Raw genomic sequence first — 14871 nt, 5'->3', positions numbered from 1 at the left:
GGCGGTGAGCGTCCTGCCGCCCTGGGGTTCCAAGGATGTCACCACTTCGCGAAATGTCCGGCGGTTTTCTGACCTTGAGTGTCACGGTCCGGTGGCGATGCCGGCCGGACCGTTGACTCTCCGGCGCCGGTTGCCTTCAGTGGAAGGTGATGTGGGGTGGCGGCGAGGGGAGGCGCCCCGTGCCAACGGCGCAGCCGCTCAGGACGGGGGACCCGCGGCGGCTCGGCACGTACGAGCTGACCGGACGCCTGGGCGAGGGCGGACAGGGCGTGGTGTTCCTCGGTTCGAGGGGCGAGGAGACCTACGCGGTCAAGCTGCTGCACGGACCCGTCGGGGACGAGCGGGCGGCGTTCCTGCGGGAGGTGGAGCTGGCCAAGCACGTGGCCAGGTTCTGCACCGCGCAGGTGATCGAGGCCGGGTTCGACGAGGGCCGGCCGTACATCGTGAGCGAGTACGTCGACGGGCCGTCGCTGCAACGGCACGTCATGCTCACCGGGCCGCGCGGCGGGGCCGCGCTGGAACGCCTCGCGGTCAGCACCGCGACGGCGCTCGCGGCGATCCACCGGGCCGGCATCGTCCACCGCGACTTCAAGCCGCAGAACGTGCTGCTCGGCGTGGACGGGCCGCGCGTCATCGACTTCGGCCTGGCCAGGGCGCTCGACGCGGCGGCCACGGTCAGCGGCAGGGGAGTGGGCACCCCCGCGTACATGGCGCCCGAGCAGATCACCGCCTCGGCGGTCACCGGGGCCGCGGACGTGTTCTCCTGGGGCGCCACGATGTGCTTCGCGGCCAACGCGGTGGCGCCGTTCGGCCAGGACTCCGTGGCGCCGGTGCTGCACCGCATCCTCACCGCGCCGCCCGAGCTGGGGCGGCTGGACGGGCGGCTGCGGGACATCGTGGCGGCCTGCCTCGACAAGGACGCCCGCAACCGGCCGACCAGCAGGGAGCTGCTGCTGGAGCTGCTGGGCGACGCGGAGGGCGTGCCGGCGGAGGTGCTGCGCTCGCCTCCGCCCCACATCCTGCGCACCCCGCCGTCGGCGCCCGGCCCGGCGGTCCCGCCCGGGGAGAGCGCGGCGTTCCCGTCGTCGCATGTGGCGTACGCGCTGGCGGGATCCTCTCCGATCGGCCCCGTCTCTCCTGGAGCTTTCGGCGGCACGCCACTCGCCCAGCCCGAGGCGACCGGCGCCCCGCACGGCTATCTCCTGCCCGAGGGCGCCTCCTTCCGCGCCGGGCGGCCCCCCGAGGGCGGCCCGTGGCCGGGCGGCGCCGTCCCTCCCGCGACGTACGGCTCACCTCTCGGCACCGGCCCCGTACCGGGTGACACCGAGCAGACCCGGCACGTCGGGCAGGCGTTCAACCGGGCCGGCCTGGCCGTCTCCGCCGCCCTCCTGGTGAGCGCGGCGGTGCTGGTCACGGTCGTGGTGCCGGCGTTCCGGCACGTCGGCCCGGCCCCCGCGGCGGCCCGTCCCACGGTCATCACCACCGCCCCGGCCGGCACGATGCCCGACTCCGGCCACGCCTCCCCCCACCGCGAACGCCACAGCACCGGGGCGCAGCAGCCCGCCGCCGACCCCGCCACGGCGCCCTCCGCCGACCCGCCGGCCCGGGTGCCGGCGGGCATCCAGGTCCCGGCGCTGACCGGTCTCGACCGCGGGGCGGCGCTCAAGGCGCTCCAGCGCGCCGGTCTCGTGCCCGGCACGGTCACCCAGGTGGACTCCCCGCGCGAGGTCGGTCAGGTGCTCGGCACGCAGCCCCAGGCCGGGGCGGCCGTGCCCAAGGGCACCGCGGTCGCGCTGCGGGTCTCGGCCGGGCTGGTCGTGCCCGCCGTCACCGGCCTGCGCCGCGGCGCCGCCGAGACCGCCGTGACCAGCGCCGGCCTCGCGCTGGGGGCGGTGACCACGTCCTGCTCCGCCCGCCCGGACGGGCAGATCCTGTCCTCCAGCCCGCGGGCCGGCACGCGGGTGGCCGGCGGCGGCAAGGTGGCACTCGTGGTGTCCAGGCACGGGACGAAGATGCCGGGCGTGCTCGGCCGTACGGGTGAGGGCGCGAGCGGCACGCTGCGTACCGCCGGGTTCACGGTGACGCAGGACACGCGGCTGGTGACGGACGAGGCGCGCGCCGGCACGGTCCTCGCGCAGAGCGTCGCGGCCGGCACCTGCGCGAAGCCGGGCATGGGTGTGGTCCTCACGGTCGGCGTCCTGGCCCAGAGCGACCCCGACCCCACGGAACCCGCCGACCCGCCGGCCACGGAGAGCCCGGCCCCGACCTCCACCGCCACCGACAGGCCCGCCTGAGCCCCGCGGCCCGGGTCACCTGAGGCTCTCGTTGCGGCGCGCGCTCCACACCGCCAGTCCGGCCAGCAGGAAGAGCGCGCCCGCCAGCCACAGGATGCCCCGGAGCGGCAGGGCGTCGACGATGGTCCCGCCCGCCAGCGCGCCGAGCCCGATCGACAGGTTGAACACCGCCACCCACAAGGCCGACGCCTCCTCGACGGCCTGGGGCGCAGCCTTGATCATCCAGGTCTGGAGGCTCGTGGAGACCCCGCCGTACACCAGGCCCCAGACGACGAGCAGCGCCACCCCGCCCACGCCGGTGACCCCCGCCACGGGGTAGAGGAGCACGGTCACCGCCAGGGCGACGGTGATGGCGAGGACCGTCCGATGCAGCCGCCTGGCCACCGCGGCGCCCGCGACGAAGTTCCCCGCGATGCCGGCCACGCCGAACCCGAACAGCAGCGGCCCGACGAACTGCTCGTCGATGCCGGACAGATCCCGCAGCACGGGGCCGACGAACGTGTAGGCCGAGAAGTGGCCGGTCACGATCAGGAAGGTCGCCACGATGCCGACGCGGACGCCCCGGTCGCCGAGCCGGCCGGCCAGCCGCCGCAGGCTGACGGGCCGGTCGGCGGCCAACGGCGGCAGCAGCGCCAGCAGGGCGAACAGCACGACGAGCGCCAGGGCGCCCAGCGCGCCGAACGCGATCCGCCAGCTCGCCAGCCCGCCGATCATCGTGCCGATGGGGACGCCGAAGACGTTCGCCGCCCCGACGCCGCCGAAGATGATCGCGGTGGCCCGCGGCACGTGCGCGGCCGGGACGAGCCGGACCGCCAGGCCGCCGGCGACGGCCCAGAACCCGCCGATCGCCACCCCGACCAGCACGCGGGCGGCGACCAGCAGCGGGTAGTCCGGCGCCAGGGCGGAGGCCGCGTTGGCGAGCGTCATCAGCCCCATCAGGGCGACGAGCAGGATCCTGCGATCCAGCCTGCCGACGAGTACCGGCACGACCGGCGCGGCGACGGCGGCGACGACGCTGGGAACCGTGACCATCAGCCCCGCCGCGCCCTCGGAGACCGACAGCGCCGAGCCGACGGGAGCGAGCAGCCCGATGGGCAGTTGCTCGGCCGTCACCAGGAGGAACGTGCCGAAGGCCACCGCGGACACCGCGGGCCGGCGGCTCCTCGCCGTTCCGGCCGTCTGCGTGGGCGCGGCCGGCTCGGCCGGCATGGGTGGGGTCGCCGTCATCGCGGAAGTCTCCTCTCTCATTCGGGAGCGATCGCTCCCATATGACGGCACACCCTAATACGGGAGCGATTGCTCCACAACCTTGCTAGAGTGGCGGCCATGGCACGACCCAGGGAGTTCGACGAGCGGGACGTGGTCGCCAGAGCGGCCCGGCTGTTCTGGCGCCGCGGCTACAACGCCACGTCCGTCCGCGACCTGGGCGCCGAGCTCAGCCTCAAGCAGAGCAGCCTGTACCGCACCTTCACCGACAAGCGCACCCTGTTCCTGCGCGCGCTCGACCACTACCGGGCGACCGACTCCACGCAGGCCGAGGAGCAGCTCAACGCCCCGGGCCCCAGCCTGGAGATCCTGCGCGCGTGGCTGATCTGGATGATCAGCCACGACGCCGGACTCGGCTGCTTCGTGGTCAACACCGCCGCCGAACTCGGCACCACCGACCCGGAGGTCCAGGAACGCACCGAGGCCGCGTTCGAGGTCACCCGGACGACGCTGGCGTCGCTGCTGCGCCGCGGCGTCCGCGACGGCGACCTGCCCGCTGCGCTGGACGTCGACGCGGCGGTGGAGTCGCTGTTCACGACCGTGCTCGGACTGCGCGTGCGCGAACGCGCCGGACACGATCCCGAGAGGCTCGCCACGGCGATCGACTTCGCGATCGGAGCGCTCGCGGCGTCACCGTGACGGCACCACCGGGGGCTCCAGGAACGGCAAAACGACCTCCCCGTGCCGCAAAGCCCGGATGGAGGTAACCGGCCTGGGTCCCGGCACGGGCTCAGCTCATGAAAAACCAGGGCACAACCCTCCCGGTGGGGAAGTCCCGGGGCAGGTCCAGGACGGTCGAGGTGTTGTCGCCGATGAGGGCGGGGGAACCCCGCCCCGTAAACGTCATACGGAGAACACCATGTCCATCTTGAAGTACCTGGGCCTGTCCCACCTGCGGCTGCTCGATCCTCATCGCTCACCGAGAGACGACAGCTCTGGCGCGGAACTCTCGCGTCGTCGTCGCCGCAACGGCTGAGCTTCGACGTCCGACCCGGAAGACGCTCGGCAGGGATTCCCTCGCCGGGCGTCTGCATGCGGTCCGGCTGCGGAAATCCGCTGTCCACGGCCGCCGCGCCGCCGCTATCTTTCGATCATGGACGAGCTGGCGCTGCTCAAGCACTCCGACGGCCCGGTGACCCGCGACCGGATCGCCCGCGACCTCGCCGCTCTCGGCCTCGCCGAGGGCGACATCGTCATGTTCCACACCCGCATGTCCGCCATCGGGTACGTGGCCGGCGGCACGCAGACCGTCATCGACGCCCTGCTCGACGTCGTGGGGAAGCGCGGCACCCTCATGGTCACCTGCGGCTGGAACGACGCCCCGCCGTACGACTTCACCGACTGGCCCCGGCCGTGGCAGGACGCCCTGCGCGAGGGGCAGCCCGCGTACGACCCGGAGCTGAGCGAGGCCGACCACAACAACGGCCGCCTGCCGGAGGCGCTGCGGCGGCGGCCCGGCGCGGTCCGCAGCCGGCACCCCGACGCGAGCTTCGCCGCCCTCGGCGCGTCGGCGGCCGGGCTGATGGCCGACCACCCGTGGGACGACCCGCACGGCCCCGGCAGCCCGCTGGCCAATCTGGTCGCCGCCGGAGGCCGGGTGCTGCTGCTGGGCGCCCCGCTGGACACCCTCACGCTGCTGCACCACGCCGAGGCGCTGGCGGACGCGCCGGGCAAGCGGTTCGTGGAGTACGAGCAGCCGATCCTCGTGGACGGTGAGCGGGTCTGGCGCCGCTTCCGCGACATCGACTCGGAGGACGGGGCGTTCGACTACTCCTCCGCGGTGCCCGAGGGCCGCTGGCCGTTCGCCGTCATCGCCGAGGAGATGATCGCCGCGGGGATGGTGCGGCGCGGCCTGGTGGGCGCGGCGGAGAGTCACCTGTTCGAGGCCGGGGACGTGGTGCGCTTCGGGGTCGCCTGGATGGAGGAGAAGCTGGGACGCCGGTGATGGCGCGAGGAAGCCGCCCTCGGTCTCGGACGGCAAGCCAGGGCCTCCTCAGATCAGCCGATCAGGTCGAACGCCGGCCGCGGCTCGATCTTCGCGAGTCGGGCGGCACCAGCGCGTGTGGTGAGCACCGGAGCAGATCGGTTGAGTGCCAGGTCGGCGGTCTGCGCGTCCTCAAGCGTGAGGTCCAGCGCGTCCACCAGGAACCCGGCTCGTACGGCCCGCTCACCTTCTCCCCGTCGGTCGACGAGGTGGTCGACGACGATGGCGGGATTCGTCAACAGCGCGCTGACACGGTCGGACAGACGTTGCAGGTAGAGCTCCGGGTGGTTGCTGGTGGCCATGGCCAGCACGGTGGACGGCAGGACGAGCGTCACCATCTCGCGCGCGGCGGCCGAGAGAAGGAGGCGTAGATCCTTGTCTCCGCCGAGGTATCCGGTCACGGCGGGGGTATGCAGGATACGGCTGGTGATCATGCGGCGTCGTGCGCGTTGTCGTCCAGAACCTCGGCGGTGGAGCGGCGTAGGCGAGCGGCCCAGTAGTCCTCACGCTCGGGGTCGTCCGGCAGAGGTTCGCCGAAGGCTGCCTCTTCGCGGGCGAGCCAGGCGTCACGCTGACGGGCGGCCGCGATCAGCTCAGCCAGGCCGGCCGAGAACGACTGGACCTCGCCGGTGCGCACCTTCTCGTCGAGCCAGGCGGCGTCCTCGTCGGGCAGGCTGATCGCTCTCTTCTGGGTCATACCAGAAGAGTACCTTAGTAATACCGACGTGGCTCGTCTCTCCAGATAAGCCCAGCGCAGATAAAACGGGTTGCGGTCGCGGATCGCCCCGCGGGACGCTCGCCGGCGTGAAGATGCACGCCGACGAGCTGACGGTGACGCCCGAGACGGTGCGGGCGCTGGTGGACGAGCAGTTCCCCGAGTGGCGTGGGCTGCCCGTCCGGAGGGTGTCATCGCAGGGGACGGTCAACGCCATCTTCCGCATCGGTGACGACTTGGCGGCGCGCTTCCCGCTGCAGCCCGGCGACGTCGAGCCGATCCGGCGCCGGCTGGAGGCCGAGGCCGAGGCGGCCCGCGAGCTGGCCGGCCGCACGCGCTTTCCCACGCCCGAGCCGGTGGCGCTCGGCGGGCCCGGGGCGGGCTACCCGCTTCCGTGGTCGGTGCAGACGTGGCTGCCCGGTGTCGTGGCGTCCGACGCGGACCCGGGCGAGTCGGTCGCGTTCGCCCACGATCTCGCCGACCTCATCGAGGACCTGCGCGCGATCGGCACGCGCGGCCGGACCTTCTCCGGCGACGGCCGAGGAGGCGACCTGCGTACGCATGACGCGTGGGTGGAGACCTGTCTCGGGCACACCGAGGACCTGCGGGCGGCCGGCCGGCTGCCGCTGGACGTGGACCGCCTTCGCGACCTGTGGGCGAAGCTGCGCGACCTGCCCCACGACCCGGCGGGGGACGTGATGACCCACGGCGACCTGATCCCCGGCAACGTGCTCGTGTCCGGGGGCCGGCTGAGCGGGTTCCTCGACGTCGGCGGCTTCGGACCGGCCGACCCCGCCCTCGACCTCGTGAGCGCGTGGCACCTGCTGGAGTCCGGGCCGCGGCAGGCGCTCCGGGAACGGCTCGGCTGCGGCGACGTGGAATGGGAACGGGGCAAGGCGTGGGCGTTCCAGCAGTCGATGGGGGCGGTCTGGTACTACATCGACAGCAACCCGGCGATGGGCCGGATGGGCCGGCGCACCCTGGAACGCGTCCTGGCCGACTCGTAGCCGCCGGAAGCTGTAGGCGTTCGACCGTTTTGCCGAGTCCTTGTCCTGACATCAACACTTTCGGGAGAAAACGGCCCTAACCCTGGCACAGATAAGGGCACACTCACGAATGTCACGACGCGATGCGCCGAACGTCGTACGAGCATCACCATCATCCGGGAATCAAGGTCATGCGTCGCACCACACGAGCCGCTCGGCTCACGGCCTTCGCGGTCGCCGCGGCGGCGACCCTGGCGGCCTGCGGCCCTGTCGCCTCGCGTGAGGCCGGGCAGCCCGAGATCAAGATCGGGCTGATCACCAAGACGGAGGCGAACCCGTACTTCGTGGCGATGAGACAGAGCGCGCAGGCCATGGCCGCGGCCCGAAGCGCGACACTGATCACTGCGGCGGGCAGGTTCACCGGTGACAACGCGTCCCAGGTCACCGCGATCGAGAACATGGTGAAGGCGGGCGTCAAGGGCATCCTGATCACCCCGAACGACGCCACGGCGATCGTCCCGTCGATCAGGAAGGCCAGGGCCGCGGGGGTACTCGTCATCGCGCTGGACACGCCCACCAAGCCGCAGAACGCCACGGACGCTCTGCTCGGCACGGACAACTTCAAGGCCGGTCAGCTGATCGGCATGTACGCCAAGGACATGATGGGCGACAGGCCGGCCAAGGTGGCCATGCTGGACGCGGCGCCGGAAAGCTCCACCAGCCGGCTCCGGCACGCCGGCTTCCTGAAGGGCTTCGGCATCGCCGAGGGCGACCCGTCGATCGTGTGCTCCACCTACAGCTACGGCGACCAGACCCTGGGCCGGATCGTGATGCGGGACTGCCTGCGCGCAGCTCCTGACCTCAATGTGGTCTACACGGTCAACGAGCCCACCGCGTTCGGCGCCCACGCCGCCCTCAAGGCCCGCGGCGTGGAGAAGCACGTGATCGTCGTGTCGGTCGACGGCGGTTGCGCCGGCGTCCGGGCTGTGGAGATCGGCCAGATCGCGGCCACTTCGCAGCAGTCGCCGCTGAAGATGGCGGAGATGGGCGTCCAAGCCGTCGTCGAGTACGCGGAGTCGGGCGTGAAGGCGTCCGGTTTCACCGACACCGGCGTCAAGCTCATCACCAACAAGCCCGTCGCCGGCCTCGCCTCCAAGAACACCTCCTTCGGTCGTCAGTTCTGTTGGGACTGACTTCGTCCCGGGCCGGGCCGCGAGTGGGGTGGATCGTCCCGGGACCGGACCACGGATCGTGCCACCAGAGCCGGCCGACCCCGCCCTCGACCTCGTGAGCGCGTGGCACTGACGTGGAAGGGGACTGCTACTACATGGACGGCAACCCGGCGATGAGCGGCCCGTCTCAGAGGAGACGGTCGAAGGTGCCTTTGGGCGAGGCGTCGAACGCCTCGTCGCCCCGCCAGCGGGCCAGCACGTCCGCCATCTCCTCCGGCGTGGCGGAGAAGAACTCGTGCCATCGCCTGCCGTATCCGTGGGGATAGCCGAGAAGATTGTTCAGCACGTTGTTGACCGCGAGGTGCCGCGCGTCGGCGTCGTCCGCGTGCGGCCATGAGGCGGCGATCGCGGCGACCTCGTCCCGCGTGAGGCCCATGAGGGTGTCGAACTCCCAGTCCTCGAAGAACGGGCCGTGGATGGCGGCATCCAGGCACTCCTGGACGATCTGCAGATCCCGTGCGGACATCGCTTCGACCGACTCCATGGATGATCAAGTTAACGGCCCGTTGGGCGCATGTGAAGACGGCCGCATGACTCTGCTCCGGGCGAGGAGCTGGGTACCCGCGATATATCACCGGATTGTGGTATCAAAGAGTGGTACCGTCCCGGGCATGGCTGAGACGCGGCTTCGGCTGCCGGATGAGACGTACGAGCAGATCAAGAAGATCGCCGGGGATGACGGGCAGAGCGTCAACTCGGCGATGGTGGCGGCGATCGACGACTACATCGCGCGTCGGCGGCGCGAACGCTACCGGGCGATCGGCCGGAAGGTCGCCGAACGCGACCGGGAACTCCTCGAAAGGCTCGCGCGATGACCGGCTACCCGATCACGGAGGACCTTTTCGCCCTGGCCGAGGAGGTGCTGCCCGAGGTCCGTCTCCGCGACGGCGGCCAGATGCACGGCGCGGTGCTGCGCCCGCAGACGACCGTGTTCGGCGACGACGCCTATCCGGATCTGTGGGAGAAGGCGGCGGCCCTGATGCAGAGCATCCTGATCGGGCACCCGCTGGTGGACGGCAACAAACGGCTCGCCTGGACGGCCGCCGTCGCCTTCCTGGAGGACAACGGGGAGATCCTGGAGTACCAGGACGTGGACGAAGCCGAAAGGCTGGTCATCGCCGTGACGACGGGGGAGCTGGAGGACATCCCGGAGCTGGCGGGACGGCTTCGTCGATTGGGTGCGTGAGCGCCACGATGCCCGCCTCGATGGGGCGAACATGCTGGTCATGACCGGCAGTTGCCGGCGTGACGCGGGATCCAGATCGAGCCGTGGGCAGGAACTGCCCTTGGGCTTGCCGATGGACGGCAACTGACTCGCTGATATGAACCAGACCTGGCACCATCGAAGAGGAGGGGAGAACACATGATTTTCGATCGCATCGCTGTGGATCCCGGCAAGCTTGAAGGCAAGCCGACCATTCGAGGCTTGCGGATCACAGTGGAGACGGTGGTCCGGTTGGTTGCGGCTGGGTGGTCTTTTGACGAGATCTTGCTGGACTACCCGGATCTGGAGCGTGAGGACATCAAGCAGGCTCTTGAGTATGCGGCTGCCGCGACCAATGTTCACTTCTACCCCCTACGAGAGCCAGCGTGAACTTCCTTGTCGACGAGAACCTCTCACAGAGGGTCGCCGAGTTGCTGACGAAGGCCGGCCATGACGCCGTTCATGTTCGCGACCTCCAGGCGACGAGTGCACCTGACACCACGGTCATGTCCCTTGCTGTGACAGGGCAGCGGGTCATCGTCTCGGCGGACACGGACTTCGGGGCGCTTCTGGCTTACACTCGTGCGACTCAGCCTTCGGTCATCCTCGTGAGGGAGATTCTCGAACTGCGCCCGCCGGATCTCGTGAACATCATCGTCGGACGACTCGATGTTCTTGAGCCGCATCTTCGAGCGGGCGCCATCGCGGCCTTCACCACCGCCGGCATCAGAGTTCGAGCCCTTCCTCTCCGTTGAATGCGTTGACTCCGTTCAAGATGCCTTCTTGCTGATCCGGCCCAGGACCGGGGGTGTGGGGGGCGGTAGGCCCCCACTTGGGGGCGTAGCCCCCGGCAAGGCGTCCGAGCGGAGCGAGGGCCATGCCCTTGGCGGGGGTCGAAGGGGGCGGGAGCCCCCTGGGAGGCGCTGTCCGAGCGCCCCTCGCGCGAAGCGCGCCCCTCTGTGAGGACCTTGCCCTCGAAAGAACAGTCAGATCGCCTGGGCGGCGTGCAGCAGGACGTCTCGGACCTGGTCCTCCGGCAGGTCCGTCGTGTGCACCACCCCCCACTGCAACGCCCCCAGCACCGCCCAGCCGCGCACCCGCTCCACCGCGTCCGGCTCCGGGCCCACCAGCCGGGCGAACAGCTCGTCGCGGAACGTCCTGATGGCCTCGCCGGGCGAGCCGGGCGGTGCGTCGTCGGCCCCGCCGACGTCCTCCATGACCAGGCGCAGCACGGTGCGGTGCCGGACGGTGAAGGCGACCAGCGCCTCCAGGAACGCCTCGCGGTCCGGGAACTCGGCGCCCAGCAGCGCGATCACGTCGTCGGCGCAGGGCGCCAGCAGTTCGGCCGCCAGCCGGTCCTTGGGGTGGAAGTGGTAGGCGACGGCGGTCTTGGTCAGGCCGACGGCCGCCGCGATGTCGGCCAGGGACGTCTGCGCGTAGCCGCGTTCGGCGAACAGGCGGCGGGCGGCGGCGAGGATCCTGCTGCGGGTGTCGTCGGCTGTGGTCATCGTCTCATTTCCGTGCTCGCCTCAGCCTTTGGGGACATATCGATCTATCGTAGGCCCTGTACGACCGTACAGGACGGCCGTCGAGGAGGGGGCCTGCGATGACGCGGTTCTTGGGACGGCTGGGCGGCTGGTGCGCCCGGCACGGGATGGTGGTACTGACCTTATGGGTGGTCGCGGCGGCCGGCCTGATGGGCGCCAGCCTCGTGCTCGGCAGTCCCGTCAGCAACGACGCGTCGATCCCCGGCACGGACGCGCAGCGCGCCCACGACCTGATGCGTTCGGGCTTCGGCCCCGGCTATGAGACGGGCGGCACCGTGCAGCTCGTCCTCTACGCGCCTCAGGGGCAGCTCATCGACAAGCCCCGCAAGGAGGCCGTCGAACGGGCGATCGCCGACATCCGCGCGGTCCCGCACGTCAAGCAGGTCGACACGCCGTTCCGCCGCGGCGGCATCGCCTCCAACCTGCAGATCGGCCTCATCACCGTCCGGATGGAGGGCCACGACCCGGCCAAGCCGGCCGAGGCCGCCCAGGCGGTCTCGCGCGCCGCGCAGCCGGCCCGGGCCGCCGGTCTGGAGGTCGTCGCCGCCGACAGCTCCTCCCCGGCCGACAAGGAGATCAAGACCGGGCCGAGTGAGATCATCGGCGTGGTGTGCGCGCTGCTGGTGCTCGTCTTCGCGTTCGGCACGCTGACGGCGGCGCTGGTGCCGATCTTCACCGCGCTGGTCAGCGTGGCCGCCGGGCTGGGGATCATCGGCCTGCTCGGTCACGTCGCCGACGTGCCGAAGCAGGCGGGCATCATGTCCACGATGATCGGGCTCGGCGTGGGCATCGACTACGCGCTGTTCCTGCTGTCGCGGCACCGCAAGCTGCTGGCCGACGGCGCGCCGGTCCAGGAGTCGGTGCGCCGCACGGTGGCCAGCTCGGGCGGGGCCGTGGTGTTCGCGGGCGGCACGGTCATCGTCGCGCTGAGCGCCCTCGTGCTCGGCGGGTTCCCGCTGCTGCGCACGCTGGGCCTGGTCACGGGCGTCTCGGTGGTCACCGCCGTGCTCACGTCGGTCACGCTGGTCCCGGCGCTGCTCGGGCTGCTCGGCCACCGCGTGAACGCCCTCAGGCTGCCCTTCCTCGGCCGGCGCCGCGGCGGCGACTCCTCCGGCTGGGCCGGGCTCGGCGCGTGGGTGGCCCGCCGCCCGTGGCGGGTGCTGATCGGCAGCGTCGTCGTGCTGGCCGCGATCACCGCGCCCGCGCTGGCGCTCAAGCTCGGGCCGCTCGACGACGGGTACGCCGCGCAGGGCTCCGAGCCGCGCCGCGCGTACGAGCTGATGGCCTCCGGCTTCGGCCCCGGCGTCAACGGGCCGCTGCTGGTCGTGGCCGAGCTCGACGAGAAGGCGGCCGACGCCAAGGCGCCCGTGGTGAAGCGGCTCAGCGACGCCATCGAGGACGTGGACGGCGTCGCGCACGTCGCCCCGGCCAAGGTCGGCGACACGGGCCGCACGGTGATGATCCAGGCGATCCCCGAGTACGCGCCCAGCGACAGCCGCTCCGCCGACGTCGTGCACGACGTGCGGGCCCTGTCGGTACCCGGCGCGAAGCTGCACGTCGGCGGCAAGGTCGCCGCGCTGACCGACGCCGGCGACCGCATGGCCGAGCGGACCCCGCTGGTCATCGGCGTGGTCGTGCTGCTCAGCGCCCTCCTGCTGCTGCTGGCCTTCCGCGCCCCGGTCGTCGCGCTGAAGGCCGCGGTCATGAACCTCATCTCGCTCGGGGCCGCCTTCGGCACGCTCGCGACGGTCTTCTCCGTCGGGCTCGGCAGCCGGCTCGTCGGCATGGACCCGCCGTTGGAGTCGTCCTCGCTCCAGACGTTCTTCTTCACGGTGCCGATCGAGAGCTACGTGCCGCTCATGCTGTTCGCGGTGCTGTTCGGGCTGTCGATGGACTACGAGGTGTTCCTGCTGACGGCCGTGCGGCAGGCGTACCTGCGGCACCGGGACAACTCCCGCGCGGTCGCGGAGGGGCTGGGCTCGACCGGCCGGGTGATCACCTCGGCGGCGCTCATCATGGTGTCGGTGTTCGTGGCGTTCGTCGCGTATCCGGATCCCATGGTCAAGACGTTCGGCGTGGGCCTGGCGGCGGCCATCGCCGTGGACGCCACGATCATCCGGGGCTTCCTCGTGCCGGCCACGATGGTGCTGCTGGGCCGGGCGAACTGGTGGTGCCCGCGCTGGCTGGACCGGCTGCTGCCGAACCTGTCGGTCGAGGGGCACGAGGAGGACGAGCACGACGTCCGTCCCGGCGGCGACGCCGGTCAGGGGCAGCGCGACGACCTGCCGGAGCCCGTGGGCGCCCGCGGCTGAGTCCGGCAACGCCCCCACGCGGGAAGGACCCCGCTCCGCCCAGGCGGTGCGGGGTCCTTCGTCCCACCGGGGAAGGTGTCCTGAGGTCGCGGGTTACGGCTTCTTCGGCGGCGTGCAGCTGTGGAAACCGCTGATGTAGCCGTTGCGGTAGCCCATGCTGAACGGGTCCGAGCCGGTGAAGGTGAGGTCGAACGGCTGGCCGCCCTTGCAGTCGAACCGGCCGTCGCTGAAGCCCTTGCTGTAGCCCTTGTTGTAGCGCTTCTTGCCGGGCGGCTTGACGGCGACGGTGTTCACGGTGGTGGCCGCCTGGACGACCGGCGCCTTGGCGGTGCCCGCGGAGGCGGACGCGGGAGAGGCCGCGGCCGGACCGAGCGCGAGCGCGCCGAGGAGTGCCGGACCGGCCAGCATCATCACTCGCCTGGTACGCATTCCTGTCTCCTTGATCCCGCCGGCCCGCGGTGACGACCACCTGCGGGTGCTCCGGCGCTCACCAGAAAGCATGGCCGGGTTCCAGTCACCGCCCCGTGATGCCGGCGTGACGGCGGCATCACCGGCGTCGTTCAGAGCTCCTCCGACGGGCGCAGACCGGCGACCAGGCCGCGCAGCCGCGGCGTCGGTGACAGGCTGAGCTCGTCGCGCAGTCCGCGCACGTAGAGCTGGTACTGGCGCAGCGCCTCGGCCTGGTTGCCCTCGGCCAGGTGCGCCTCGACCAGGGCCGCGCAGGCGCTCTCCCGCAGCGGCTCGGCGTGCAGGGCCACGCTCGCCGCGGCCACCGCGTCGGCGAACCTGCCCGCCCGGACGAACCGGGCCGACAGCGCCTCCAGGGCGTGCAGCCGCTGCTGGTGCCACTGCTCGGCCTCGCCGAGGACCCAGTCGTCGTACCAGCCGGGCAGCAGGCCGTGCGAGAGCACCTCGATGGCGCGGCGGTCGAGGTCGGGGCAGGCGGCCGCCGGGTCGAGGATCCGCTCGGCCAGGGCGCGGGCCTCGTGGAGGTCGACGTGCGTGTCCGGGGCCAGGCCCACCTCGGTGGCGCCGACGTGCAGCATCCGGCGTCCGGTGGCGTCGAGGCGGGCCAGCGCCGAGCGCAGGCTCGCGTACGCGCGGTGCTCGGGGGCGTCGGGCCACAGCGTGACCGCCGCCAGGTTGCGTGAGACGGCCCGGCAGCCCAGCGCGATGAAGGCGAGCAGGCGTTCGGAGCCGTTGGAGACGTTGATCTGGTCGTCGCCGGCCAGCAGCCGGAAGCCGCCGAGGAGCGCGAGACGGAGACTGCTGCCCATGGCCTTCGGTCCCTTCACTGTCCCGGATCGGAAACCCTTGGTCAACGCTCGGTG

Annotated in this window: 17 protein-coding genes; 10 read left to right on the top strand and 7 right to left on the bottom strand. The window is 71.8% G+C overall.

The genetic code is table 11. From position 1 onward, the window contains the following. The first annotated feature begins 179 nt into the window (after positions 1–179). Complete coding sequence (locus tag HD595_RS45605; RefSeq protein WP_308211107.1) at positions 180–2294, top strand: serine/threonine-protein kinase; 2115 nt, start codon at positions 180–182, stop codon at positions 2292–2294. A 15-nt stretch (positions 2295–2309) separates the two neighbouring features. Here the strand turns inward: HD595_RS45605 and HD595_RS06060 are convergent, their stop codons facing one another. Next, positions 2310–3521: an MFS transporter gene (locus tag HD595_RS06060; RefSeq protein ID WP_253766410.1), complete on the bottom strand. Its 1212-nt coding sequence runs from the start codon at positions 3519–3521 to the stop codon at positions 2310–2312. A 99-nt stretch (positions 3522–3620) separates the two neighbouring features. On the opposite strand from HD595_RS06060, the gene HD595_RS06055 reads away from it, so the two are divergent. Further along, on the top strand, positions 3621–4199 hold the full coding sequence (locus tag HD595_RS06055; protein WP_253766409.1) for a TetR/AcrR family transcriptional regulator: 579 nt from the start codon (positions 3621–3623) through the stop codon (positions 4197–4199). A gap of 454 nt (positions 4200–4653) precedes the next feature. Continuing rightward, entirely contained in the window at positions 4654–5505 is an 852-nt protein-coding gene (gene aac(3), locus HD595_RS06050; protein ID WP_253766407.1) for an aminoglycoside 3-N-acetyltransferase, read from the top strand. Between the two features lie 53 nt (positions 5506–5558). On the opposite strand, the gene HD595_RS06045 is transcribed toward aac(3), so the two are convergent. Then, on the bottom strand, positions 5559–5978 hold the full coding sequence (locus tag HD595_RS06045; RefSeq protein WP_253766405.1) for a hypothetical protein: 420 nt from the start codon (positions 5976–5978) through the stop codon (positions 5559–5561). Further along, positions 5975–6241, bottom strand: a complete 267-nt coding sequence (locus tag HD595_RS06040; RefSeq protein ID WP_253766403.1) for a hypothetical protein — start codon at positions 6239–6241, stop codon at positions 5975–5977. The genes HD595_RS06045 and HD595_RS06040 overlap by 4 nt, the downstream gene beginning before the upstream one ends. A gap of 113 nt (positions 6242–6354) precedes the next feature. Between HD595_RS06040 and HD595_RS06035 the strand changes: the two genes are divergently transcribed. Together HD595_RS06035 and HD595_RS06030 are read left to right on the top strand one after the other, a co-directional pair. Beyond that, on the top strand, positions 6355–7266 hold the full coding sequence (locus tag HD595_RS06035) for an aminoglycoside phosphotransferase family protein (protein WP_253781073.1): 912 nt from the start codon (positions 6355–6357) through the stop codon (positions 7264–7266). 170 nt (positions 7267–7436) lie between these two features. Then, positions 7437–8438: a substrate-binding domain-containing protein gene (locus HD595_RS06030; protein ID WP_253766401.1), complete on the top strand. Its 1002-nt coding sequence runs from the start codon at positions 7437–7439 to the stop codon at positions 8436–8438. Positions 8439–8604: 166 nt separating this feature from the next. Here HD595_RS06030 and HD595_RS06025 read toward each other — a convergent pair whose 3' ends face one another. Further along, positions 8605–8943, bottom strand: a complete 339-nt coding sequence (locus tag HD595_RS06025) for a hypothetical protein (RefSeq protein ID WP_253766399.1) — start codon at positions 8941–8943, stop codon at positions 8605–8607. A 145-nt stretch (positions 8944–9088) separates the two neighbouring features. On the opposite strand from HD595_RS06025, the gene HD595_RS06020 reads away from it, so the two are divergent. The 4 genes from HD595_RS06020 to HD595_RS06005 all read left to right on the top strand — a co-directional run bounded on the left by HD595_RS06020 (position 9089) and on the right by HD595_RS06005 (position 10436). After that, a complete protein-coding gene (locus tag HD595_RS06020) occupies positions 9089–9292 on the top strand; it encodes an Arc family DNA-binding protein (RefSeq protein WP_175599974.1) in 204 nt (67 codons plus the stop codon). Further along, the gene (locus HD595_RS06015; protein WP_253766397.1) at positions 9289–9663 is read left to right on the top strand and encodes a type II toxin-antitoxin system death-on-curing family toxin; all 375 of its coding nucleotides are present in this window, start codon (positions 9289–9291) and stop codon (positions 9661–9663) included. Before HD595_RS06020 ends, HD595_RS06015 begins: the two co-directional genes overlap by 4 nt. Positions 9664–9840: 177 nt before the next feature. After that, positions 9841–10071: a DUF433 domain-containing protein gene (locus tag HD595_RS06010; RefSeq protein ID WP_253766395.1), complete on the top strand. Its 231-nt coding sequence runs from the start codon at positions 9841–9843 to the stop codon at positions 10069–10071. After that, positions 10068–10436 carry a DUF5615 family PIN-like protein gene (locus HD595_RS06005; protein ID WP_253766393.1) on the top strand — a complete coding sequence of 123 codons (369 nt, stop codon included), beginning with the start codon at positions 10068–10070 and terminating at the stop codon, positions 10434–10436. The genes HD595_RS06010 and HD595_RS06005 overlap by 4 nt, the downstream gene beginning before the upstream one ends. Positions 10437–10667: 231 nt before the next feature. Here HD595_RS06005 and HD595_RS06000 read toward each other — a convergent pair whose 3' ends face one another. Then, entirely contained in the window at positions 10668–11189 is a 522-nt protein-coding gene (locus HD595_RS06000; protein WP_253766391.1) for a TetR/AcrR family transcriptional regulator, read from the bottom strand. Positions 11190–11287: 98 nt separating this feature from the next. Here HD595_RS06000 and HD595_RS05995 point away from each other — a divergent pair, with 98 nt between their 5' ends. Then, complete coding sequence (locus HD595_RS05995; RefSeq protein ID WP_253766389.1) at positions 11288–13540, top strand: MMPL family transporter; 2253 nt, start codon at positions 11288–11290, stop codon at positions 13538–13540. A gap of 93 nt (positions 13541–13633) precedes the next feature. Here HD595_RS05995 and HD595_RS05990 read toward each other — a convergent pair whose 3' ends face one another. Both HD595_RS05990 and HD595_RS05985 read right to left on the bottom strand, forming a co-directional pair. Next, on the bottom strand, positions 13634–13969 hold the full coding sequence (locus HD595_RS05990) for a hypothetical protein (RefSeq protein WP_253766387.1): 336 nt from the start codon (positions 13967–13969) through the stop codon (positions 13634–13636). A 131-nt stretch (positions 13970–14100) separates the two neighbouring features. Beyond that, positions 14101–14817, bottom strand: coding sequence for an AfsR/SARP family transcriptional regulator (locus tag HD595_RS05985; protein WP_253766385.1), 717 nt, complete (start codon positions 14815–14817; stop codon positions 14101–14103). Positions 14818–14871 lie beyond the last annotated feature (54 nt).

It is taken from the genome of Nonomuraea roseoviolacea subsp. carminata (assembly GCF_024172185.1).
Taxonomy (GTDB): domain Bacteria; phylum Actinomycetota; class Actinomycetes; order Streptosporangiales; family Streptosporangiaceae; genus Nonomuraea; species Nonomuraea roseoviolacea.
This window is presented reverse-complemented; position numbering and strand designations above follow the sequence as displayed.